We start from the raw sequence: 21,314 nt of genomic DNA, 5'->3' as shown, positions 1-21,314 counted from the left end.
CGCTCCTAGCCGATGATCCGCAGGTCGGAGATCCAGTGGGCGGAGACCGCCATGATGTAGAAATCGGTCAGCGCCAGCGTCCCGAGGGTGATCCAGGCGAGCTGCATGTGCCGGGTGTTCAGCTTGGACACGAAGGTCCAGAAGCGGTATCGCACCGGATGCCTGGAGAAGTGCTTGAGCCGTCCGCCGGCGATGTGCCGGCAGGAGTGACAGGACAACGTGTACGCCCACAGCATGATCACGTTGACCCAGAGGATCACGTTGCCGAGGCCGAGGCCGGTGGCCTGCGCCCGGACGGCGTCCCAGGTGTTGATGACCGAGATCAGGAACGCGGCGTAGAACGCGTACCGATGCGCGTTCTGGAACACCAGCGGGAAGCGGGTCTCACCGGAGTAGGTCTGGTGCCCGTCCGGCACCGCGCAGGCCGGCGGCGACAACCAGAACGCCCGGTAGTACGCCTTGCGGTAGTAGTAGCATGTCAACCGGAAGAGCAGCAGGAACGGCAGGGTGAACGACGCCTCCGGGATCAGCCAGAAGCTCGGCAGGGGAGTGCCGAACTCGGCCGCCTCGCCGCACCGGTCGGTGATGCACGGGGAGTAGAACGGCGTGAGGTAGTGGAACTCCCCCACGTAGAACCACTTGTGCATGAAGACGCGGACCGTCGCATACGCCACCCAGGCGCTCAGGCCCAGGAACGTGATCAGCGGCGCGATCCACCATCGATCGGTCCGCAGTGTCCGCGCCGAGATCGCCGCACGGAAACCTCCCGCGCCCGGCCTCGCTGCCGTGCTCGTCATGTCATCTCCCTGCCGGTGCCGCGCCAGGTGCTGCGCGGGCCGACCGGAAGCGGACACACGGATGCCCACAGTCAGCCGTCCTCGCGCGACGGTGATGTGGAGCACACGTTACGCCGAAGGTCGGACGCTTTGCGGACCGGGGATGCGAAGTAGCTCACAAAAACATCAACCCGGTCCGCAAAGACGACCGCCGATGGACTAGTGGATCATCCGGAGGCGTTGCCCGTGAAGTTCCACGACGCCAGGTGCAGCGCCGGCGAGGCGTAGTGCGCGCCGCCCCACGAATCCGGCAGCAGCACCGACTCGGCGCCGATCCCGAGCACCCGTCCCGGGCCCAGCGCCTGCGGGTAGGACTGGGTGAAGCGCAGGTTCCCCACCGGGCGGGTGATCTCGCCGTCCTCCACCAGCCACACGCCGTTGCGGGTCAGACCGGTCACGACCAGCGTCTTCGGGTCCAGCACTCGGGTGTACCAGAGGTCGGTGACCAGCAGGCCGCGCCGCATGTGGGCGAGGAACGGGCGGGCCGACTCGACGACCGCGGCCGGCTCGCCCGGGGTGCCGGTGACCGGCGGGCCGGCCTCCATCCGCAGGTGAGCGGGGAACGCACCCCAGGAACGCGAGGTGGCGGCGGCGTGCCCGGTCGACTCGGCGCCGGCCTCGGCCGCGGACGTCCGGTCGTGGGTGACCGCCTTGGTGACCCCCTCACGAACCAGCACCAGCGACCGCGCCGGGGTGCCCTCGTCGTCGAACGGCAGGCCCGGGGCCGGCTCGCCGCGGCTGCCCAGCGGGTCGTCCACGATGGTCACCGACGGGTCGAACTGCTCCTTGCCCAGCTCGGCGAAGGACTGCTTCTCCGTGTACGACTTCCCGTTGAACCCGAAGACCGAGAAGTTCTGCAGCAGGTCGGCGACCGCGGTGGGCTCCAGGACCACCTCGTACTCCCCCGGGGGGAGCTCGATCGGGGCGGCCGCGGCGCGCGCCTTGGCCGCCGCGCGGGCGCCCAGCGCCGCGCCGTCCAGGTCGGCGAGCCGGGCCGCGGCCAGCCGGGCCACCCCGTCGGCGCCGTTGTTACGGGCGATGCCGTCCATCGCGGCCTCCGCGGTGCGGCCCTCGACGGCCTGGCCGGCGGTGTTCGCGAAGGCGGCCGACACGTACTCCGTCCGGCAGTAGCCCGCGGTCTCCAGGCCACCGGCCGCGTCGACGAACGCGCGGACCCGCTCGGCCCGTTCCGCCGGCGTGGCCCGGGCGGTCGCCTCGTCGAAGCCGAAGGCCAGCCCCGAATGCTCGCCCGAGCCCGGGTGACCGGCCGAGATGTGCAGCGCGGCGGGCAGCGTGAGCCCGGCCCAGCCCGGGTCGGGCGGGGTGACCCGGGCCGCCGCCAGGGTCCGCTCGACCAGCGAGCGCAACCCGTCCACGCTGGTCACCGTGGTGGAGCCGGCCGCCGTCCGGCCGTCCAGATGCAGCCGCAGCCGGACGCCGGTGGTCGCCTCGGCCACGTTCTGATGGATCGCCGAGTTGGCGAACCGGGTCAGGGCGAGCGCGCGGTGCCGCACGTTGACCTCGGCCTCGGCCGCCCGGCCGGCCAGCTCCCGGACCAGCTCGACGACCTTCGCCGCCACCTGCAACTCGGTGCTCACGCCGCTGCCCGATGATGCGCTCATCCGTGCACCCCCACCCGAACGTTGGTGAACCGGGCCGGCGCCGCCGGGTGCCCGGTGTGCCCGACCTGGCCGGGCTGGCCCTTACCGCAGTTCGGCGTGCCCCAGGCGACGGTCTCGGACGAGAGCATGTCCATCGACTGCCAGAACTTCGGGCCGATCCCGGTGTAGGTCGGGTTCCGCAGCATCCGGCCGCGCTTCCCGTTCTTGATCTCGTAGCCGATCTCGCAGCCGAACTGGAAGTTCAGCCGGCGGTCGTCGATCGACCAGGACCGGTTGGTCTCCATGAACACACCGTCGTCGGTGGCGGCGATGATCTCGTCGAGGGTGTGCGGGCCGGGTTCCAGGCCGACGTTGGTCATCCGGACCATCGGCAGTCGCGCCCAGCCGTCGGAGCGGACACTGCCGGCGTAGTCCAGCCCGGCGACGGCGGCCGAGTCCCGCCCGGCCAGCACGCCGACCCAGATGCCGTCCCGGACCGCGTGCCGTTTCGCCGCGGGGGTGCCCTCGTCGTCGAACCCGAAGCTGCCCAGCGCGCCCGGGAAGCTCGGGTCGATGGTGATGTTCATCAGCTCCGACCCGTACCGCAACTGGCCGAGCTTGCTCAGGTCGAGCCAGCTCGTGCCGGCGAACGCGGCCTCCCACCCGAGGATCCGGTCCAGCTCGATGGCGTGCCCCACCGACTCGTGGATCTGCAGTGCGAGCTGCGACCCGCCGAGGATCAGGGTGGTCTCCCCGGACGGGCACAGCGGTGCGGTGAGCAGCTCCCGCGCCTCCTGCGCGAGCCGCGGAGCGTTGCCGATCAGATCCAGCTCCTCGACCAGCTCCCAGCCGCGCGTCCCGTACTGCCCCGGCAGGGACCGGCGCTGGACCTCGCCGTCGCCGATCGCGTTGGCGGTCACCCCGCCGCCGCACTCCCGGATGTGCTGGTCGATGCGGTGGCCCTCGCTGGAGACGAACCACTTGCGGGTGTCCCAGACGGCGTAGCTCGCCTGGGCCAGGTCGGCGCCCGCCTCCTTGGCCGCGGTGGTGGCCCGGACCAGCAGGTCGCCCTTGTCCGACAGCGGGACCGAGAGCGGGTCGACCTTGCACTCGCTGGCCCAGCTCGCGGTCACCGGCGCGGACGGCGTCAGCTCGACCGGCGGGCCGGCCACCTGCGCGCTGGCCGCGGCGATCTGCGCGGCGCGGCGGCCGGCGGCGCGGGCGGACGGCTCGGAGAGATCGGGCACGGCGTAGAAGCCCCAGCCCGAGCCGACCAGGGCACGCACACCCAGGCCGGCGCTCTCGTCGGAGCCGAGATCCTCGACGGACCCGTTGCGGGCCGTCATCGACTCGGTGCGGCAGACCATGACACGGGCGTCCGCATAGCGGGCGCCGGCGTCGAGCGCGGCCTGAACCGCCGCACCCGCCTCATCGAAGTGGCTCATGTCTGTCGACCCTAGGGGTCGGGTGCGACGAAACTCGTCAGGCGGCCAATTGTTGTCGGATCCAGGTCAACTCGGCGGCCGGCTCGGTCTCCGGGCCGGTCAGCAGCACCGGGCCGGCCGGGCCGGCCTCGGCGAGCTCCTCGGTCAGATCGTGGTCGCGGTAGACGTGTGCCGAGTCGGCCGGGTCACCCAGATAGCGCTCGGCGACCGGCCGGGGCAGCGTGGACCAGTCCAGCACCGCTTCCCTGGCGACCGCGCAGCGGAACACCTCCGGCCGGCGCAACGCCGCCAGCGCCGCCAGCCATCCGCCGAGTCCGCGTCCCCGGGCCGCGACCCGGGTCAGGTCCAGGTCGGGATGCTTGCCGGTGAGCGCCCGCAGCGCGTCCACCAGGTCGGTCAGGACCAGGTCGGCGACCCGCCGGTGCACCGCCTTCTCGAAGCTGGGCGCGATCCCGGGCGTGCCGCGCGGGTCGATGCCGACCACGGCGAACCCGGCGTCCGCCCACCACTGGCGTTCCTGCCAGGCGCGCGTCTCAGCCCGTACCACCTGGGATCCCGGACCGTCGCCGAGAGCGACCAGAACGGGAAGGCTGCCCCCGACGAAGCCGGTGGGGTAGAGCACGGCGGCCGGCAGACGCCGATCGGTGACCCGTTCCAGAACCGGTTCCGGACGGTACGGCTGCTCCGCGCGCAACGACCGCAACGCCCTGATCCGCCGGTCGCCACGCCACACCTCGTCGCCGGTGACCAGAACGTCCCCGCCGGTCGCCAGCGTGGTGCCGGTGAGCCTGGTCAACCTGGTCACCTCGGGTCCGCCGCCGCCCAGTGCCGTGCGCACCCGGAACACCTCCCGCACGGCGGGGTCGCCCAGGCTGCCCTCGACGATCAGATCCGGGGTCCCGGCCGGGCCGTCCGCGCGGGGCAGCGTGCCGGCCACCCGCCGTACGTAGAGAGCGGGCGGGGTGAGCAGGCTGCCGTCGGCGAAGAGGCAGCGCGCGTCGAACCCGTCGTGGGCCAGTTCGCCGCCGACCAGCACCCGGCCGTCGGGCAGGTGGCGCGGCGTGCCCGGGATCGGCTCGACCCAGCGGGCGTCGGCCAGCTCCGCGTGCACCTGCGTCTCCCCGGTCCGCGGGTCGACCGAGAGCACCAGGCCGTGCTGCTGCATCCGGCGCAGCACGGTGATCAGCGGACCCCCGCCGGACCAGCGCACCTGGGCCAGGTGCGGGTACGTCTCCCGGTCCCAGTGCACGTCCACCCAGCCGTCGTCCAGGTCGAGCAGGTGCAGACTGGTCGTCCCGGCGGTGCGCACGGCCAGCACCTGGGTCCCGTCCGGTGACCACCACCAGCCCCGGGTCCGCCCGAACGGGGCCGCGCCCGCACCGGCGATGCCCCAGGCGATCGTGCCGCCGTGCTCCCGCCAGGCGAAGCCCTGCTCGCCGGCGAGCAGCCGGTCCCCGTCCGGCCCGGTGACCCGCAGCGACGCGGAGCCCGCCGGGTCGGTGACGTAGCCGATCCGGACGCCCTGCGGGTCGGGCCGCGGGTCGTGCACCGGCTCACCGGTCGGGATCGCGGTCACCGCGCCGGCGGTCAGGTCGGCGCGGTACAGCCTGCCACCGCCGGCGAAGGCGGCGATCCGGGCGTCCCGATCCACCGCGTACGAGCTGATCGGCCCCGGTGCGACGAGGTGCTCCGCACCGGTGAGCACGTCGAGCACCCAGAGCGCGGCCGCCGGGTCGAAGGGGCCCGAGGAGCGCAGGAAGGCGACCCGCGCCCCGTCGGCGCCGACCGTCACGGCATGGGGCGCGCCGTGGCTGAAGTCGCCGGTGCGACCGGCGAGTCCGGGGTAGTCCACGATCTCAGCATCGCTGATCACGGTGTGCTCCCGCCGGGTAAACGGTGGGCTCGTCGAGCGAACCTGTCGGTGGTCGCGCGTACAGTATCCGCCGTGACGCTCGACCGGACCGCATCCGATTCGCTGCCCGCCCGCCGCCTCCTGCTGGTGCACGCCCATCCCGACGACGAGGTCATCGGGACCGGCGCGACCATGTCGCACTACGTCTCCGACGGCGCCCACGTGACCCTGGTGACCTGCACCCTGGGTGAGGAGGGCGAGATCCACGTTTCCGCTCTGTCACAGCTCGCCGCCGGTCAGGCCGACCAGCTCGGCGGCTGGCGCCTGGTCGAGTGGGAGCGGGCGTGCGACGCGCTCGGCGTCTCCGACCGGCGCATGCTGGGCGGCCCGGGGCGTTATCGGGACTCCGGCATGATGGGCCTGGAGACCAACAAGCACCCCCGCGCGTTCTGGGGCGCCGACCTGGACGAGGCCGCCGCGCACCTGGTCGAGATCATGCGGGAGATCCGCCCGCAGGTCATGATCACCTATGACGAGAACGGGTTCTACGGCCATCCCGACCACATCCAGGCCCATCGGGTCGCGATGCGCGCCGCCGAGCTCGCCGGCGAGGACGGTCCGCAGAAGATCTACTGGACGGCCCAGCCGCTGAGCGTCCTGCGCGACGGCATGGAGGCGTTCAAGGAGTCGGAGAGCAACCCGTTCGCCGACGTCGACACCGTCGAGGACCTGCCGTTCGGCACCCCCGACGAGGAGATCGCCGCCCGGATCGACGGCACGGAGCACTACGCGAAGAAGACCGCTGCGATGCGGGCCCACGCCACCCAGATCCCCGACAACTCCTGGCTGTACGGGATGGCCGGCGACTTCGGCGGCGAGTTCATGGGTGTGGAGTACTACACGCTGGTCAAGGGTGAGCGCGGCCCCGGCGAGGGCCCGCACAAGTGGGAGAGCGACCTGTTCGCGGGCCTGGACCTGGACGGCAGATGACGGTGACCGAGGCACCTGTGGAGGAGAAGGCCCAGGAGCGGGCCGCGCCGGGGGCCGACCTCGCGATCCGGGTCGGCGGTGTCCTGGTCAGTGTCGTCGCCACCGTGGTGGTCACGGTCATCGAGCTGGAGCTGAGCGTTCTGCGCGTCGGCGGCGTCACCGGCCTGTTCCACGGGCGACTGGCGGTCTGGGAGGGCACCGGGGCGCTGGTCGGCCTGGCCATCCCGGTGACGGTCGCGGCGAATCTGGCGCTGGCCTGGTTCGCCACCACCACGATCGCGCGCAGCTGGGCGATCGGCGTCCCGTGGGCGCTGTGGACGCTGCTGATCCTGGGGGCGGCCGGCACCAAGACCACCGAGGGGGACTATCTGCTCGGCGCGGACAACTGGGTCGCCCTCGTGATGATCCTGGCGGGGAGCCTGGCGTTCGCCGTCCATGCGTACCGAAGGATCATGAAACCCATCAAAAGGGCACAATGATCATGGAACGCATCAGGCGGCGGTGACTTTCAGCCGACTCACAGCTCCCGTTTAGGAACTGTCGCGCACCATCCGCGAAGATGACCGGGAGATCGAGCCCCGCGGGTTTCCCGGGCGCTACGATCCCGGCCACGAAACGTTCCCCGGGAGGACTGATGAGGCAGCAGCGCTGGTTCCGGATCACGGTGCTGGCGGTCGCCCTGTTCGCGATCAACGCGGTGACCAGACTGGTCGTCCGCATCGGATTCGACGGCACGGACACCGCTCAGGGCCGCGGCTCGATCGTGATGTTCGCACTGGTGGCGCTCGTGCTGGGCGCGCTCACGTTCGTCTGGTGCCAGCGCCGCCGGCCGAGCGACTGGCTGCCCGACGTCGGTTTCGGTGCGCTCGGCGGAATGGTGCTGACCGTTCTCGCCGGGCCGTTCCTGAGCGGCAGCGAGCCGTTCGCGAACGGGAGCGGCGCCTTCTTCGCACAGATCTTCCTTTACGCCGCTTTCGCGATCGTCGGCACGCTGATCGGTTACTGGGTCGCCGTGATGCTGGCGAAGGACTTCCGCTCCCGCTCGCTGCAGGCCTACAGCCGGGCGAAGACCGTCAAGCCTCGCCGGGTCGTCCGCCGCTGACGCCGGTTCAGAGCGGCGCCTCCCGGGTGAGATAGGTGTGGTGGGTGCTGAAGCCGAGCCGGCCGTAAAGCGCCACCGCGGCCGTGTTCCGCTCCTCCACCTGGAGGTAGGCCCTGGTCGCGCCGCGCTGCACGGCCCACTGCGCGAGGCCGCGCACGACGTGCTGCCCCAGGCCGCGCCGCCGCATCGCCGGGGCGGTCTGGAGCAGCGAGATCCCCAGCCAGCGATCCGGGCCGGTGACCGCGCCGCGCGCGACAGCGACCAGCTCACCGTCGGGGTCACGGACCTGAGCGAAGACCTTCTCCGGTACGCCGGTGAGGATCCGGATCGCCGCGGACGGCAACGTGCCCTTGTGCTCGGCGACCATCGCGTACCAGTCGTCGCCGGGGGAGTCGGCGAGGTCGACCGGTGGCAGGTCCCCGCGTCCCGGGGCGGCCAGGATCGGGTTCAGCGCCGCGGTCTGCACCAGCGTGAGCGGCCGCGCCGACCAGCCGCGCTCGTCGAGGGTCGCGTTGACCGGCGAGGCCAGGGGCATCGGCGCGTTGATCAGTGGGCGCTGGCCGTGCTCGGCGTACCACTTCTCGACGGCGTCGATCGCCGCCTCCAGCGGGCGGTCCGGGTCGCCGACAGCGAGCGCGGAGTTCGCCCGGCCGGTCCAGTTCTCCGCCGCGCGCAGCAGCCAGCTGCCCAGCCGGGCTCGCACCGGGGCCGGCCAGGCCTGATCGGCGGCCAGCTCGAGGGCGATCACCGCGGCGGCGTGCGGGCGGCTGGCCGGTGGCACCCGCTTGGCGCGGTGCACCTCGCGCAACGGCACGCGGACGGTGCCCTTGGCGGTGGCGAGTGTGAGTTCGGTCTCGGTGAGGTCGACGAGCTCGCCCAGGGCATCCGTGTACAGCGGGCGATCCCCGGATACGCCTACAATTCGCCGTACCACCACCCGGTGTCCCACATCCTGCTGTCGGAGCACGTATTACCTCCTTCGGCGGGAATACTAGGCTCTGCATTTGTCGTCGGCGGTCCACGCGGCGTGGCTTTGAAGGGAAAGACCCGTGACCTACATCATCGCTGAGCCCTGCGTCGATGTTCTCGACAAGGCGTGCATCGAGGAATGCCCTGTCGACTGCATCTATGAGGGCAACCGGATGCTCTACATCCACCCCGATGAGTGCGTGGACTGCGGTGCGTGCGAGCCGGTCTGCCCGGTCGAGGCGATCTTCTACGAGGACGACGTCCCGGAGCAGTGGAAGGACTACACGAACGCGAACTACGAGTTCTTCGAGGACCTCGGTTCGCCCGGTGGCGCCTCCAAGGTCGGCAAGATCGAGAAGGACGCCACGTTCGTCGCCGCCCAGGCCCCGCGTGGGGACGCGCACTGAGCGCTCTGTCGTCGGCCCTGCCGGACTTTCCCTGGGACCTGCTGGAGCCGGCGAAGACCCTCGCCGCCTCCCACCCGGACGGCATCGTCGACCTTTCCGTCGGCACGCCGGTCGACCCGGTTCCCGCGGTGGTCCGGCAGGCCCTCGCCGGGGCTTCGGACACGCCCGGCTACCCGCTGACCGCCGGCACCACGCAGCTGCGTGCCGCGATCGCGGGCTGGCTGGCCCGTGCCTGCCGCGCCTCCGGTGAGCTCGGGGTGCTGCCCACGATCGGCTCCAAGGAGCTGGTCGCGTGGCTGCCCACGCTGCTCGGCGCCGGTCCCGGGGACAAGGTGGTCATCCCCCGGATCTGCTACCCGACGTACGAGGTCGGGGTGCGTCTCGCCGGCGCCGAGGTGATCCGTGCCGACTCGCTCACCGCTGTCGGCCCGGAGCGGGTGAAACTCGTCTGGATCAACTCACCGTCCAATCCCACCGGTCGCGTCCTGCCCGCCGAGCACCTGCGCAAGGTGGTCGCCTGGGCCCGCGAGCGCGACGCGATCGTGGTCAGCGACGAGTGCTATCTGTCGCTCGGCTGGGAGTCCGAGCCGGTGTCGGTGCTGGCCGACGAGGTGACCGGTGGCGACTACACCGGCGTGCTCGCCGTCCACTCGCTCTCCAAGCGGTCCAATCTGGCCGGCTACCGAGCCGGTTTCGTGGGCGGCGACCCGGCGCTGATCGGCGAGCTGCTCGCGGTGCGCAAGCACGCCGGCATGATCCCGCCGGCCCCGGTGCAGGCGGCCATGGTCGCGGCCCTGGAGGACGAGACGCACGTGGCCGAGCAGCGGGCGCGCTATGCGGCTCGCCGCGACACCCTGCGGGCCGCCCTGCTCAAGGCCGGTTTCGAGCTCAGCCATTCGGAGGCGGGTCTCTACCTGTGGGCGACCCGGGGTGAGGACTGCTGGCAGACCGTCGACCGCCTGGCCCAGCGGGGCATCCTGGCCGCGCCGGGTGCGTTCTACGGCCCGGCCGCCGCCCAGCACGTGCGGGTGGCGCTCACCGCGACCGACGAGCGGGTGGCCGCGGCCGCCGACCGTCTCGCCGCAGGCCTCTGACGTGGAGCGCCTCCCGATCGTCGTCGCCACCGGCGAGGCCGTCCGGGAGGTGCCGCCCGAGCAGGCCGTCGTCTCGGTGCGCTCGGAGTCGAAGGGCCGCAGCCGCGAGTCGGTGCTGGAACGTCTCACGCAGCGGTCGGCCGCGATCGCCGCGGTGCTCGACCAGTTCGCCGCCGCCGTCGAGCGGCGCGAGAGCGCGGGCCTGCACATCCGCCCGCAGCTGAAGCGGCGCGGCGAGGAGGTGCTGGCCTACCACGGCAGCATCGCCACCGAGGTGATCGTCACCGACTTCACCGTGCTGGGCGATCTGATGCTGAAGCTCGGCGCCGAGGAGCTGACCACCGTGTCCGGCCCGTGGTGGCGGATGCGGCCGGGCAGCCGGGCCGGCGCCGACGTCCGGCAGGCCGCCGTCACCGACGCGCTGGAGAAGGCGGGGGAGTATGCGGCCGCCGTCGGCGCCCGGGTGGACCGCCTGGTCGAGATCAGCGACGTGCTCTCCGGCGGCGGGTTCGGGGTCGGCGGGGGCATGATGCGCTCCATGGCCGCTCAGGACTCGCAGTCCCTGGAGCTCGAGCCGGAGTTGCAGACGGTGCAGGCCACGGTCAAGGTGACGGTCACGATCAGCGAGCCGACGCTGCCGGGGGCCTGATCTCGCCGTTCCGGGCACGCGTGGCGGCCGCTTCGGCAAGACTCGACCGCATGCGCACGGGCCTCGGGCACCTGCTGCTGCGGGTGGCGAACGTGAATCCGCGCAGTGTGACGACGCATTCGGATCGCGTGCTGTACCGCTCGATCGGCGTCTTCATCCTGCTCTACCTGCTGTACGCCACGATCGGCGGCGCGGCGTTCATCGACGCCAGCAGCGGCTATCGGCACCCCTGGTACCAGTGGCTGGTCGGCCCGCTCGTGGCGATCGGCGTGGTGGCGTACGACCGCGCGGTCGTCGGCCGGGTGTCGATCAGCTACGAGAACCTGGACTCCACCGACCCCCACCACCTGCTGCGCCCGCCGACGCTCGGGCTCTACCTGGGCCGGATCGGTCTGGCGCTGCTCTTCGCGGTGGTGGTGACCGAGCCGCTGATGCTGGCACGCTACCGCGGCGAGATCGACGCCCGGCTCGCGGTCACGCACAGCGACCAGCTCAGCCGTCTCGACCAGGGTGGCGCGGTCGCCGGCTACCAGGCACGCCTCGCGGAGTTGCGACAGGCGACGAAGGACGACGACGCCGCCGTCCGCGCCCTCAGCGACCGTGCGGCCGGCAAGCGGCGCGACGCCCGTACCCTCTATCGCCAGGCCCTCGCCGACTCGGCGGGATCCGGCGTCACCCACAGCCCCGGCTGCCCAGCCGGCGGTTACTGCGACAACCTGGTCCGCCGTTCCCGCGCGCTCGACGATCAGGCCGCCGCGCTCGACCGGCAGGCCGCCGACCTGCAGCGCGACCAGCGTCCCGAGCGGGCGGCGCGGGCCGGCGAGCAGTCCCGGCTGACCGCACTGGTCAGCGCCGAGCGGGTCGCCAACGCGGCGGCGGTACGCGGCGACTCAGGCTTCGGCGCGCGAACCGCCGCGATGTGGCACCTGATCACCGCCGACTTCGCCGGGGTCGGCATCTACTACCTGGGGATAGCGTTACTGCTGGTAGCGCTCGACTGCGCGGCGATCGGGCTGAAGTTCGCGTCCCGCGGCAACGCCTACGAGCGCAACGAGGCCCGGGCCGCGCGCCTGCGGGAACACGAGGCCGGGCTGATCCACGAGCGTGAGGTGCACGACGCCCGCACCTACGGCGACGCGACCGCGAAGGTGGTCGCCGACGGCATCGAAGCGGCCAGCCACGACGTCCAGCTCGCGCACGCCGCTACCGAACGCGCCCGAGCCGTCCTGCACACCGCGGTCATCGTCGACCCGGCCGAGCTCGAACACCCCTTCCGCCGCGACCGCGTCGAAGCCTGAACCCCAACCTCAAGACCAAGCCAGAAGATCAACGTCAAGATCTTCATTGCCTGCCTCCGCTGTGGTCCAGATCGTCGCTCCCGCGGGGACCCTTCCGGGCCGAGCAGGGCGCGGGGCGCCCAGAACGCTCAGCCCTCCAGGGCGACGTCCGTGGGTGGTCCCGCTCAGAGCAGCAAACCCGCCCACGACGCGCCCCCACAACTCGCGCGCCCGCGACTCCCGGCCTCCCGCCCGCGGCGAAGTCCCGCCCGTCGGAGCCCGCGACGCAGTCGCCGGGTCACGGCACCGGCGCGCCCCCTCTCCCAGCTGGTGCTCATGGGCGTAATGAGGCACGAATAGCGCCCATGAGCACCAGCTGGAACCCCTGCGTCGCGGCTGGTCCTGCTGCCGTCGCGGGGCTCGCGTGGGTGGGGCCGGCGTGACTCACCGCTGGTGCTGGAGTCAGCTGGGCTTGCGGAGGTCAGCGGCGGCCGAAGGCCCAGGCGGCGCCGGCCGCGGCGAGCCCGCCACCGACCGCGGCCAGCAGGCCGTGGTGCTGCGACGCCCACAGCTGCAGGCTGCGGGAGTGCGCCTGGTCGTCGAAGTCGCCGTGCGCGCCATGGTCGTGTCCCCGCGGCCCGTCGGCCGGCGCCCACAGGTTCGCCGGCTGGTCCGCGGGCCGGCGCTCGTCGGTCTGCTGCCCCTTGAAGCCGGTCCGGGCCAGGTAGCGGTCCAGGATCCCGGGCGCGACGGCGTTCGCGGCGAGGGTCAGCGCGGTCGACCCACCGACCCAGTACTCCCGCCGTTTCGGGTGGTCCGCCGCGTACTCGACGGCGCGTGCGGCCACCTCGGGCTGGTAGATCGGCGCCACCGGCTGGGCCTTGCGCGGCAGCCGGGACAGCACCCAGCCGAACTGCGGGGTGTTCACGGCCGGCATCTGCACCATGGTCACGTGCACGTTGCTCTTCGCGTGCAGCAGCTCGACCCGCAGCGACTCGGTGAACCCCTGGATCGCGTGCTTCGCCCCGCAGTACGCGCTCTGCAGCGGGATCCCCCGGTACGCCAGCGCCGAGCCGACCTGCACGATCACGCCCTGGTCCCGGGTACGCATCCGGGCCAGCGCCGCCCGCGTGCCGTAGACGTAGCCGAGGTACGAGACCTCGGTCGTCCGGGCGAACTCGGGCATCTCCATCTCCATGAACGGCGCGAAGACGCTGGAGAAGGCGTTGTTGACCCAGAGCCCGATCGGCCCGAGTTCCTTCTCCACCCGTTCCGCTGCCGCGTCCACGGCCTGGTAGTCGGCCATGTCCACCTCGATCGGCAGCGCTGTGCCACCGGCCCGGCGCACGTCCTCGGCCGCCCCGTCCAGCCCTTCCTCACCGCGCGCCAGCAGGGCGACGGTGTCACCCCGGGCCGCCAGTCGCCGGGCCACCGCCCGCCCGATGCCGCCGCTCGCGCCGGTCACTACCGAAATCCTGGTCATGACAGACGAATGACCGGGATCCGCCGGGGAGAAACCTCAGCGCTGGACGCCGTCGGCCCGCAGCGGCACGGTGAACGTCGCCCCGATGCAGGCTTTCGGCACGCCATGCGGCATGGTCAGCGCTCCGTCGACGGCGAACGCGCCCACGGTGTTCCGCGCCACTTCCCACGAGACCGGGAAGACCGTCCGGTTCATCCGCACCCCGGGCCCCGCGCAGCCCGCGTCCCGGTGTTCCGGGTCGGCCACCACATTCCCCGGACCCATCGTGATCGAGGTGATCCGGATCGGCACGTTCTTGTCGTTGTTGACCGTGACCAGAAGCTTCCCGGTGTCGCCCGGCCGCAGTGTCCGGCTCAGGTCGTTGCGCCCGCGCAGCACCATGTCGACGGTGACCGGCGCCGGCCCGGCCACCTGGCTCGGCTGGGTGATCTTCCAGTAGGCCCAGGCCGCCCCGGCGTTCGCCAGGATCGCCGCGAGCGCCGCCACCCCCAGGATGGTCCGCGACCGCCGGTCGAACCGGCGCCGGCGCGGTGACCGCACCTCCCAGGTCGGCTCCTCGTGGTCCGCGGCGCTCAACTCGATCCGGCCCTCCGGCTGCCCGGCGCCGTGCGGCGAGTTGGTCAGCACGTCCCGCCGCATCACGAGCAGGCTCGCGAGGCGGCTGCCGCGGGCGGGTCGCTCAGATCGGGCATGCGGCTTGCTCCTCCTCGGACGCCGGTGAAAGGTCAGGCTGGCGTTTCATACAACGTTCCCTGATGGAGATGTCCGATGTGATCGGTTTTCCGTCCGCCGTTGTAGGCGCATAAATCGGAACGATCCACCCAACCGGTTTACCCCGCCCGAGGGATCGGGCCTGTTCCGACGCGCCGGACGAAGCGTCCACCGTGCTCCTCGGGACTACCGGGATCAGCGCCGGCACGCGGTTGATGGCCGGCGAGCGCTGACTCGGATCCGGGACCGCCCGAACGGACGGATCGAGCCCCCGGTGGGCGCGGACACCGAGGGCTCGAGGCGTGCACGGCGGATCAGGACGCCGAAGAACCCGCCGGGTCCGGTGCGGACAGGACCGGCTGTGGAGCCGACTCCGGCTGCTCGCTATCCGATGTGGCCGGCGCAGGCTCCGGGGCGGTCGGCGGCGGCGTGGCCGGTTCGGCGCCGGCCTCGCCCGCCGGAGCACCCGAAGCTGCCGCGGTTGCCGGAGCGGGCTTCGTCGCCGGGCCCTTCCCGGGTGTGGCGGCCACCCGTGGGGCGGGCGCGGCCGGGAAGACGAGCCGCTGGCTCAGCCGGCTCATCTCACCGGTCCACCCCCGGTACTTCGGCGCGACCGACCAGCGCCACTTCCCGCCGGTCATCTCGGCCATGGTGAAGACGAGCGTCTCGGCCGGCCCGCGCCCGGCGCCGACCGTGTGGATGATGTCCGGCCGGGGCGGATCGTCGGCGCTGTGCGCGGTGACGACGTAGTGGTCCATCCGGACACCCGGCGCGATCTCCTGGGCGCTCCAGCTGACGACGGCTTGCCCGTCCTGCCTGGCCACGCTCGGCTCGACGCCCTGCGGCATGGTGGCGACGTTCGCGGTGAGCCGGGCTGGCCCGACGCTGACGACCCAGCCCCCGGCGTAGGCGAGGACCGTGCCGGCGACTCCGAGCGAGGCCACCACCGCCACGATCAACAGGACCTTCCCGGTACGCCTCATCGCGTCACCCGCCGGCCGACCCCCGAGATCGTGATGGTGAAGCGGGCGCCTGCGCACGTTCGCGGGGCTCCGCGGGGCATGGTGATCGGGAAGAACCCGCTCAGGTCGGTCCGGCCGACCGGCACCGTGATCGGCAGCGGCCTGCTGAACTGCCGGATCTGCAGGTTCTGCGACTCGGCGTGGCAGCCGCGCCGGTTCGAGCCGGACACCTGGGCGCTCAGGCTCTGCACGCGGAGCCGGAACCCGAGTGGATTGACCACCGTGATCCGCATCTGCTTGACCGCTCCGGGGTAGAGCCCTTTCACCGGCTTCCCCCTGAGCTGGAAATGGAGCGGATCGTCCCGGTGCGTGCCCTGCCCGACCAGGACGAGCATTCCATCGTCCGGCGTTCCCGACGAATCGGTCGCCGTGACGAATGCCGCCGTGATCAGGGCCGCCGCCGCCGTCGCGGCTGCCGTCCACCAGATCTTCGACATGAGCTGCCCCTGACAAGCGAGAAGGTGGGGCGGACCGGCCGCCCCACCTCGGCGACCGGATCAGGCTTTGCTCACACCCTGGAACGTGTAATTGATCTTGATGGCCTTGCCGGCACAGGCCTGCGGCAGGTCGCCGATCGTCACGGTCGACTCGATCGGCACGGCACTGGTGGCCTTGGCGGGGATCGTCGGGCTGTCCGGGAAGGTGGTGGTGAAGATGCCGGGGTTGGCGGCCAGAGCGCTCTTGCAGGTGGGGTCGGCGGTGCCGTCGAAGCTGGTCACCGCGGCGGACGAGGCGGTGAGCTGGACCGGGAAGTCGTTGAGGTTGATCACCCCGCTGTTGACTTTGGTCGTGACGCCAGGGTAGATCTTGCCCGCGAGAGTCGACGTCGCCGTCAGGTCGGTGATGGTGGCCGCCTCGGCGTCGGCCGACCCGGAGCCGCCGATGTTCCATCCGTTGGCGGCCCAAGCCGCGCCTCCGCCGATGGCGACGACCGCTACGCCGGCGATGACAGCGGTGGAACGCTTGGAAAGCTTGCGCATGGGGGAGTTCCTCCTGGAACGATGTCGCGGCACCCGGTTCCGGCGGTTGCGGAGCGACGGAAACGGTGAGCGCGTCGTTGGTTCGGTGATCGCCGGAGCCCGTTTGGCGTCGCGGCGCTGGGACAAAGATGACCTAACGGCGCACACGCGGCGATAGGGCTTCCAGACGCCCTGTCACGGATGATCCGGTACCTACCGGTGTCTGATGCGCTTAACCCGCAAGCATGAACAAAGCGTTCATCCCGTAACCCGGGAAGGTCCTTGAGCTGCATCGATGAGGTCAGAGCCGGTCAAGCCCGAGTTCTGCTCACGTGGCGGAAAGGGCCTGGAACGGCGGCCTGTCGTTGATGGAGAGGGCGAGAATCTTCGGCCCTCGGCCCCGAATGGGGTAAGCCGATCGAACCGGCGTTCCCCTGAAAGAGGCTTTCGCGCTATGCCTCTGTCGGTCGCTGAGCTTGGAGCAGGAATCGGTGCGCCCGCACGGTGAACTCTCCACGGGCACGGATGACCGCGGCGAGGCGGGCGAGCTCACGTTCGTACCGTTGGGGCGTGAAGTCCCGCACCTGCCACGGAACGGTCCGCAAGTGGTGCACGACCGCCCGGATGTCGCGGAACGCGAGCCCGGGGTGCTCCTCGCGCACGTCCGTCACCAGCAGGCCGGCCGCGGTCAGGGCGGCCGCCGCGACCTCGGCGTCCCAGCGGCGGGGGGACGGCGGCGGGGCGCCGAGCGCGTCGTTCAGCTCGGCCAGGTCGTCGCTGCCGACCTGCTGGGTGAGCAGGACACCGCCGGGCTTGAGCAGGCGGGCGACGTCGGCGGCGGGCAGGCGCCCGTGGCGGCTGAGGACGACGTCGAACTCGTCCTCCCCGGCGGGCAGCTCGGTGAGGACCTCGACGCCGAACGGCGCGAGCCGCTCCCGGGCGATCGGGGTGTTGCGGGTCCAGCTCTCCACCGCGACCGTGTACGCCGGGAGCGGCGCCAGCTCCGCCAGCAGCTCCCCGCCGCCGGTGTCCAGGTCGAGCAGGCTGCCGGCCGGGCGCACGAGCGGGCGAGCGATCTCCGGGTAGGACCAGGACGGCTCGGACGCGACGGCCAGCCCGTCCAGCCAGGCGAACTCCCACCCGGTCATGGACGCGCCGGCCGCCGCGGTGTTGAGGTCGTCATCCGGCGGGCTGCTGCGCACAACGCCGACGGTAGCCAGCGGCTGCGCTCAAAGTCGCGATGGTCTCACCGTTCACGGAAGTCGTGGCTGAACCGTGTTCAATCCGCGACCCTGCGCGGTGGGACGGTCAGGCACGGACGGGCATGAGGAGGGAGAAACGGGAGTCGTCGCCGGCCGCCCGGATCGTCAGTGGTTGCACCGGCCCGTCCAGTTCCAGCAGCAGCTGGCCGGGCCCGCCCGCGTCGGCGGCCTGGAGCAGGAACTCCCGGTTGACCGCCACGTGCGCGGTGTCTCCGGCGGTCCACTCCGACTCCTCGGCGACGCGCAGGCCACCGTCCGGGTTCAGGGCGAGGATCGCGACCCGGTACGCCGAGCCGTCGTGCTCCCGGCGGACCTCGGGCGCCGACGACACCAGCTCGCGCAGGTCGTCACGGTCGACGGTGACCCGCTGGGTGCCCGGGCCGGCGGGGCTGATCAGCCGGCGGTAGTCCGGGAAGTCCACGTCGAGCGGGGCGGTCCGGAGCTCGGCGCCGGCCACATCCGTACGTACCGCATCGGCATCGACGTCGAGGGTCGCTGAGCCGGAACCGAGCCGCAGGAGCTCGTCGGTGAAGGTCAGCGGCAGGTACTGCCGGACGTCAGGGCCCTCGACGGTGGCCGGCGTCGTGGCCACCGCGAGCCGGTAGCGATCCGTCGCCACCAGGGTCAGCGTTCCCTCGCCGGTCTCGAAGAGGACACCTCCGGGGAACGGCATGCCGGGGATCGGGTCGGTGACCGCGAAGCGGACGGCGGTGAGCGCGGCCTTGAGATCAGAAGCGGACAGGGTGATGCGGGTCATCAGGTTCTCCTCCAGGTCCAGCAGGGTGTGCAGGCGGAGGAGCTCGCGGCGGGCGTCGGCGAGGCCGGCTTCCAGGCGTGCGAGATGGGCGTCGAGCCGGGCCCGGACGCGGCCGGGGTGGTCGAGGTCACGCACCGCCTCCGCGATCTCCGGGACCGGCATGCCCACCCGGCGCAGTCCCGCGATCAGGCGGGCCGCCCTGATCTGCTCGGCGGTGTACCGGCGATAGCCCGTCCCCGGGTCCACCGCGGCCGGGACCAGCACGCCGGCGCCGTCATACCAGCGCAGCGCGCTGACCGACAGGCCACTGGCCCGGGCCGCCTCGCCGATCGTCCGCATCTCACTCCTCACAGCCGATGACCCTGGTGTCTCGACCTGGTCGAGGGTCAAGCCGGTACCGGTCCTTGTTGCCGATCGGCAGTGTCGCGGCCAGGCAGACCCTAGGTGCCCAGCAACAGTGTCGCGGCCACCGCGGCCATGACCACCGCGATCAGGCCGTCCAGGACGCGCCACGCGTTCGGCCGGGCCAGCAGCGGGCCGAGCCTGTGCGCGCCGAGGCCGAGCGCCGCGAACCAGGCCAGGCTCGCGGCGGCCGCGCCGAGGCCGAACATCCAGCGGTGCGCGTGCTGCTGGGCGACCGAGCCGAGCAGCAGCACGGTGTCCAGGTAGACGTGCGGGTTGAGGTAGGTCAGGGCCAGGCAGGTGAGCAGGGTCGCGCGGAGCGTCGCGGGGGCCTTGCCGGCCGGGTCGAGGCTGCCGGCGGGTCGCAGGGCCCGGCGGGCGGCGAGCACGGCGTACCCGATGAGGAACGCGGCCCCGGCCCAGCGGATGACAGTGACCAGCCCGGGCTGCGCCGCGATGATCGCGCCGAGCCCCGCGATGCCCGCCGAGATCAGCGCGAGATCGGAGAGCGCGCAGGTCAGGACGACGGGCAGGACGTGTTCGCGGCGCAGGCCCTGACGGAGGACGAACGCGTTCTGAGCGCCGATGGCGATGATCAGGACGGCGGAGGCGGCGAAACCGGCGAGAGCGGAGGTGAGCACGTCGTCGACGCTAGATTCCCCCGTACGTGTAGGCCAGCTAATGATTCTAAGGATGAATTAGCGATACTTAATCGTGGACCAGGTGCAGTTGCAGACGTTCCAGGCTGTCGTCGAGCACGGCAGCTTCGAGGCGGCGGCGCGGGCGCTGCACGTCACTCCGTCGGCGGTCAGCCAGCGGATCAAGGCGCTCGAACGGGCGGTCGGCCAGGTGCTCGTCCGGCGGGCCAAGCCGTGCACGGCGACGGTGGCGGGGGAGGCGCTGGTCCGGTTCGCCGGGCAGGTGGCGCTGCTGGAACGGGAGGCGCTGGCCCAGGCCCGTGGCGGCACCCGGATCTCGATCGTGGTGAACGCCGACTCGCTGAACACGTGGTTCCTGCCGGTGCTGACCCAGGTCCCGGGTGCGGCCTTCGAGCTGCACACCGATGACCAGGACTACACGGCTGACCTGCTGCGATCGGGTACCGCGATGGCCGCCGTGACCGCCGAGAACGTGGCGGTCCAGGGCTGCCGGGTGGAGAGGCTGGGCGCCATGCGTTACCTCGCGGTCGCCGCGCCGGGCCTGGATCCCGCCTCCGCGCCGATGATCGTCTACAACCGCAAGGACCAGCTGCAGCATCGGTTCCTGACGCTGGTGGGCCGCCGCCCCGCCGAGCAGGTCCACTACGTGCCGGCGGCCGCGGCCTTCAACGAGGCGATCCGGCTGGGCCTGGGCTGGGGGACGGTGCCGGAGCAGAACGCCGGGCCGCTCCTGGAATCCGGGGAGTACGTCCAGATCTTCCCCGGCGCGTTCCTGGACGTCCCGCTCCACTGGCAGTACTGGCGGATCGAATCAGGCCTGCTGAACGCACTGACGGCCGCCGTTCGCACGGCGGCCGCCCGGACATTGCGGAGCTAGCTCAATCGTTGTTGTGCAGGGCGCTGTTCAGCTCGATGCCGGTGCCCTTACGGGGGCGGGCCTCCAGGGCGCCGCTCACCGAGTTGCGCCAGAACAGGAGATTGTTCACACCGGACAGCTCGATGGCCTTCACCACACGACCGTCGGGCAGCGTGATCTTCGACGCCGCGGTGATGTAGACACCGGCCTCGACCACGCAGTCGTCGCCGAGCGAGATGCCGACGCCGGCGTTCGCCCCGAGCAGGCTGCGCTCGCCGATCCGGACCTTCTCCTTGCCGCCGCCGGAGAGCGTGCCCATGATGGACGACCCGCCGCCGATGTCGGACCCGTCGCCGACCACCACGCCCTGCACGATCCGGCCCTCGACCATCGAGGTGCCGAGCGTGCCGGCGTTGAAGTTGACGAATCCCTCGTGCATGATCGTCGTCCCGGCGGCCAGGTGGGCGCCGAGCCGGACCCGGTCCGCGTCGGCGATCCGGACGCCGGAGGGCGCGACATAGTCGGTCATCCGCGGGAACTTGTCGATGCCGTGGACGGCCAGGTGGCGGCCGGCGGCGCGCTCGAGGAAGCGCAGCTCGTCCACCCGTTCCGGCGGGCAGGGGCCGGCCGAGGTCCAGGCGACGTTCGCCAGCAGGCCGAAGATGCCGTCCAGGTTCAACTCGTTCGGCCGGACCAGGCGGTGCGACAGCAGGTGCAGCCGAAGATAGGCCTCACTGGCGTCGGCGATCGGCTCGGCCAGCGACTTGATCGTGGCGCGGACCTCGACCGTCGAGAGTCCGGGCAGCAGCTTCGGGCCGGTCAGCCCGGCCGGCAGCGCCGGCAGGTCGGCCGGCTCCTCGCCCAGGCCCAGGAAGCCGGCCGGGAACCAGGTGTCCAGCACCTGCCCCTCGGCGGTGACGGTGGCCAAACCGATGCCCCAGGCGGGCGAAGTCGAGATCGCGGTATCCACAGGGTGAACCC

22 protein-coding genes are annotated in these 21,314 nt (G+C 71.9%); 8 read left to right on the top strand and 14 right to left on the bottom strand.

Annotation, left to right across the window (positions count from 1 at the left end):
• Positions 1 to 5 precede the first annotated feature (5 nt).
• From sdhC to Acy02nite_RS20465, 4 genes are all read right to left on the bottom strand, one after another.
• Positions 6 to 797 carry a succinate dehydrogenase subunit SdhC gene (gene sdhC / locus Acy02nite_RS20480; RefSeq protein WP_203742834.1) on the bottom strand — a complete coding sequence of 264 codons (792 nt, stop codon included), beginning with the start codon at positions 795 to 797 and terminating at the stop codon, positions 6 to 8.
• 206 nt (positions 798 to 1,003) lie between these two features.
• Positions 1,004 to 2,458 (bottom strand): TldD/PmbA family protein, encoded by a 1,455-nt coding sequence (locus tag Acy02nite_RS20475; RefSeq protein ID WP_203742832.1) that lies wholly within the window; start codon positions 2,456 to 2,458, stop codon positions 1,004 to 1,006.
• On the bottom strand, positions 2,455 to 3,882 hold the full coding sequence (locus tag Acy02nite_RS20470) for a TldD/PmbA family protein (RefSeq protein WP_203742830.1): 1,428 nt from the start codon (positions 3,880 to 3,882) through the stop codon (positions 2,455 to 2,457). The genes Acy02nite_RS20475 and Acy02nite_RS20470 overlap by 4 nt, the downstream gene beginning before the upstream one ends.
• Before the next feature lie 37 nt (positions 3,883 to 3,919).
• Complete coding sequence (locus Acy02nite_RS20465) at positions 3,920 to 5,674, bottom strand: S9 family peptidase (RefSeq protein ID WP_425548155.1); 1,755 nt, start codon at positions 5,672 to 5,674, stop codon at positions 3,920 to 3,922.
• A 153-nt stretch (positions 5,675 to 5,827) separates the two neighbouring features.
• Between Acy02nite_RS20465 and mshB the strand changes: the two genes are divergently transcribed.
• The 3 genes from mshB (at position 5,828) to Acy02nite_RS20450 (ending at position 7,826) form a co-directional block, all read left to right on the top strand.
• Positions 5,828 to 6,724 carry an N-acetyl-1-D-myo-inositol-2-amino-2-deoxy-alpha-D-glucopyranoside deacetylase gene (gene mshB / locus Acy02nite_RS20460; protein WP_203742826.1) on the top strand — a complete coding sequence of 299 codons (897 nt, stop codon included), beginning with the start codon at positions 5,828 to 5,830 and terminating at the stop codon, positions 6,722 to 6,724.
• Between the two features lie 2 nt (positions 6,725 to 6,726).
• Complete coding sequence (locus Acy02nite_RS20455) at positions 6,727 to 7,203, top strand: hypothetical protein (RefSeq protein ID WP_425548152.1); 477 nt, start codon at positions 6,727 to 6,729, stop codon at positions 7,201 to 7,203.
• Positions 7,204 to 7,358: 155 nt separating this feature from the next.
• Complete coding sequence (locus Acy02nite_RS20450) at positions 7,359 to 7,826, top strand: hypothetical protein (protein ID WP_203742824.1); 468 nt, start codon at positions 7,359 to 7,361, stop codon at positions 7,824 to 7,826.
• Between the two features lie 7 nt (positions 7,827 to 7,833).
• On the opposite strand, the gene Acy02nite_RS20445 is transcribed toward Acy02nite_RS20450, so the two are convergent.
• Positions 7,834 to 8,793 carry a GNAT family N-acetyltransferase gene (locus Acy02nite_RS20445; protein WP_203742822.1) on the bottom strand — a complete coding sequence of 320 codons (960 nt, stop codon included), beginning with the start codon at positions 8,791 to 8,793 and terminating at the stop codon, positions 7,834 to 7,836.
• Between the two features lie 82 nt (positions 8,794 to 8,875).
• On the opposite strand from Acy02nite_RS20445, the gene fdxA reads away from it, so the two are divergent.
• The 4 genes from fdxA to Acy02nite_RS20425 are packed head-to-tail and all read left to right on the top strand — an operon-like array spanning position 8,876 to position 12,243.
• Positions 8,876 to 9,202 (top strand): ferredoxin, encoded by a 327-nt coding sequence (fdxA, locus tag Acy02nite_RS20440; protein WP_071804777.1) that lies wholly within the window; start codon positions 8,876 to 8,878, stop codon positions 9,200 to 9,202.
• Positions 9,199 to 10,296: a succinyldiaminopimelate transaminase gene (dapC, locus tag Acy02nite_RS20435; protein WP_239175050.1), complete on the top strand. Its 1,098-nt coding sequence runs from the start codon at positions 9,199 to 9,201 to the stop codon at positions 10,294 to 10,296. Before fdxA ends, dapC begins: the two co-directional genes overlap by 4 nt.
• Position 10,297: 1 nt before the next feature.
• The gene (locus Acy02nite_RS20430) at positions 10,298 to 10,945 is read left to right on the top strand and encodes an SIMPL domain-containing protein (protein ID WP_203742818.1); all 648 of its coding nucleotides are present in this window, start codon (positions 10,298 to 10,300) and stop codon (positions 10,943 to 10,945) included.
• 50 nt (positions 10,946 to 10,995) lie between these two features.
• On the top strand, positions 10,996 to 12,243 hold the full coding sequence (locus tag Acy02nite_RS20425) for a DUF4407 domain-containing protein (RefSeq protein WP_203742816.1): 1,248 nt from the start codon (positions 10,996 to 10,998) through the stop codon (positions 12,241 to 12,243).
• 460 nt (positions 12,244 to 12,703) lie between these two features.
• On the opposite strand, the gene Acy02nite_RS20420 is transcribed toward Acy02nite_RS20425, so the two are convergent.
• The 8 genes from Acy02nite_RS20420 to Acy02nite_RS20385 form a co-directional block, all read right to left on the bottom strand.
• Positions 12,704 to 13,705 (bottom strand): SDR family oxidoreductase, encoded by a 1,002-nt coding sequence (locus Acy02nite_RS20420; RefSeq protein ID WP_203742814.1) that lies wholly within the window; start codon positions 13,703 to 13,705, stop codon positions 12,704 to 12,706.
• 36 nt (positions 13,706 to 13,741) lie between these two features.
• Entirely contained in the window at positions 13,742 to 14,344 is a 603-nt protein-coding gene (locus Acy02nite_RS20415) for a hypothetical protein (protein ID WP_203742812.1), read from the bottom strand.
• Positions 14,345 to 14,730: 386 nt separating this feature from the next.
• Positions 14,731 to 15,399 (bottom strand): hypothetical protein, encoded by a 669-nt coding sequence (locus Acy02nite_RS20410; RefSeq protein WP_203742810.1) that lies wholly within the window; start codon positions 15,397 to 15,399, stop codon positions 14,731 to 14,733.
• Positions 15,396 to 15,875: a hypothetical protein gene (locus Acy02nite_RS20405; protein ID WP_203742808.1), complete on the bottom strand. Its 480-nt coding sequence runs from the start codon at positions 15,873 to 15,875 to the stop codon at positions 15,396 to 15,398. The genes Acy02nite_RS20410 and Acy02nite_RS20405 overlap by 4 nt, the downstream gene beginning before the upstream one ends.
• 60 nt (positions 15,876 to 15,935) lie before the next feature.
• Complete coding sequence (locus tag Acy02nite_RS20400; RefSeq protein ID WP_203742806.1) at positions 15,936 to 16,418, bottom strand: hypothetical protein; 483 nt, start codon at positions 16,416 to 16,418, stop codon at positions 15,936 to 15,938.
• A gap of 431 nt (positions 16,419 to 16,849) precedes the next feature.
• Entirely contained in the window at positions 16,850 to 17,599 is a 750-nt protein-coding gene (locus Acy02nite_RS20395) for a class I SAM-dependent methyltransferase (RefSeq protein WP_203742804.1), read from the bottom strand.
• Between the two features lie 106 nt (positions 17,600 to 17,705).
• Positions 17,706 to 18,755 carry a DNA polymerase III subunit beta family protein gene (locus Acy02nite_RS20390; protein WP_203742802.1) on the bottom strand — a complete coding sequence of 350 codons (1,050 nt, stop codon included), beginning with the start codon at positions 18,753 to 18,755 and terminating at the stop codon, positions 17,706 to 17,708.
• 101 nt (positions 18,756 to 18,856) lie between these two features.
• Positions 18,857 to 19,459 carry a LysE/ArgO family amino acid transporter gene (locus Acy02nite_RS20385; protein ID WP_203742800.1) on the bottom strand — a complete coding sequence of 201 codons (603 nt, stop codon included), beginning with the start codon at positions 19,457 to 19,459 and terminating at the stop codon, positions 18,857 to 18,859.
• 70 nt (positions 19,460 to 19,529) lie between these two features.
• On the opposite strand from Acy02nite_RS20385, the gene Acy02nite_RS20380 reads away from it, so the two are divergent.
• Positions 19,530 to 20,354: a LysR family transcriptional regulator ArgP gene (locus Acy02nite_RS20380; protein WP_203742998.1), complete on the top strand. Its 825-nt coding sequence runs from the start codon at positions 19,530 to 19,532 to the stop codon at positions 20,352 to 20,354.
• Between the two features lies 1 nt (position 20,355).
• On the opposite strand, the gene dapD is transcribed toward Acy02nite_RS20380, so the two are convergent.
• Positions 20,356 to 21,303, bottom strand: coding sequence for a 2,3,4,5-tetrahydropyridine-2,6-dicarboxylate N-succinyltransferase (dapD, locus tag Acy02nite_RS20375; protein ID WP_203742798.1), 948 nt, complete (start codon positions 21,301 to 21,303; stop codon positions 20,356 to 20,358).
• Positions 21,304 to 21,314: the final 11 nt, after the last annotated feature.

Source organism: Actinoplanes cyaneus, assembly GCF_016862095.1.
GTDB classification, from domain to species: Bacteria; Actinomycetota; Actinomycetes; order Mycobacteriales; family Micromonosporaceae; genus Actinoplanes; species Actinoplanes cyaneus.
This window is presented reverse-complemented; position numbering and strand designations above follow the sequence as displayed.

Excerpts from the sequence above, each read along its gene's own strand:
- Acy02nite_RS20420 (WP_203742814.1), bottom strand. The coding sequence starts at position 13,705 with ATGACCAGGATTTCGGTAGTGACCGGCGCGAGCGGCGGCATCGGGCGG.
- Acy02nite_RS20405 (WP_203742808.1), bottom strand. The coding sequence starts at position 15,875 with ATGTCGAAGATCTGGTGGACGGCAGCCGCGACGGCGGCGGCGGCCCTG.
- Acy02nite_RS20415 (WP_203742812.1), bottom strand. The coding sequence starts at position 14,344 with ATGCGGCGGGACGTGCTGACCAACTCGCCGCACGGCGCCGGGCAGCCG.
- Acy02nite_RS20470 (WP_203742830.1), bottom strand. The coding sequence starts at position 3,882 with ATGAGCCACTTCGATGAGGCGGGTGCGGCGGTTCAGGCCGCGCTCGAC.
- Acy02nite_RS20400 (WP_203742806.1), bottom strand. The coding sequence starts at position 16,418 with ATGCGCAAGCTTTCCAAGCGTTCCACCGCTGTCATCGCCGGCGTAGCG.
- Acy02nite_RS20475 (WP_203742832.1), bottom strand. The coding sequence starts at position 2,458 with ATGAGCGCATCATCGGGCAGCGGCGTGAGCACCGAGTTGCAGGTGGCG.
- sdhC (WP_203742834.1), bottom strand. The coding sequence starts at position 797 with ATGACGAGCACGGCAGCGAGGCCGGGCGCGGGAGGTTTCCGTGCGGCG.
- Acy02nite_RS20410 (WP_203742810.1), bottom strand. The coding sequence starts at position 15,399 with ATGAGGCGTACCGGGAAGGTCCTGTTGATCGTGGCGGTGGTGGCCTCG.
- Acy02nite_RS20450 (WP_203742824.1), top strand. The coding sequence starts at position 7,359 with ATGAGGCAGCAGCGCTGGTTCCGGATCACGGTGCTGGCGGTCGCCCTG.
- Acy02nite_RS20390 (WP_203742802.1), bottom strand. The coding sequence starts at position 18,755 with ATGCGGACGATCGGCGAGGCGGCCCGGGCCAGTGGCCTGTCGGTCAGC.
- Acy02nite_RS20425 (WP_203742816.1), top strand. The coding sequence starts at position 10,996 with ATGCGCACGGGCCTCGGGCACCTGCTGCTGCGGGTGGCGAACGTGAAT.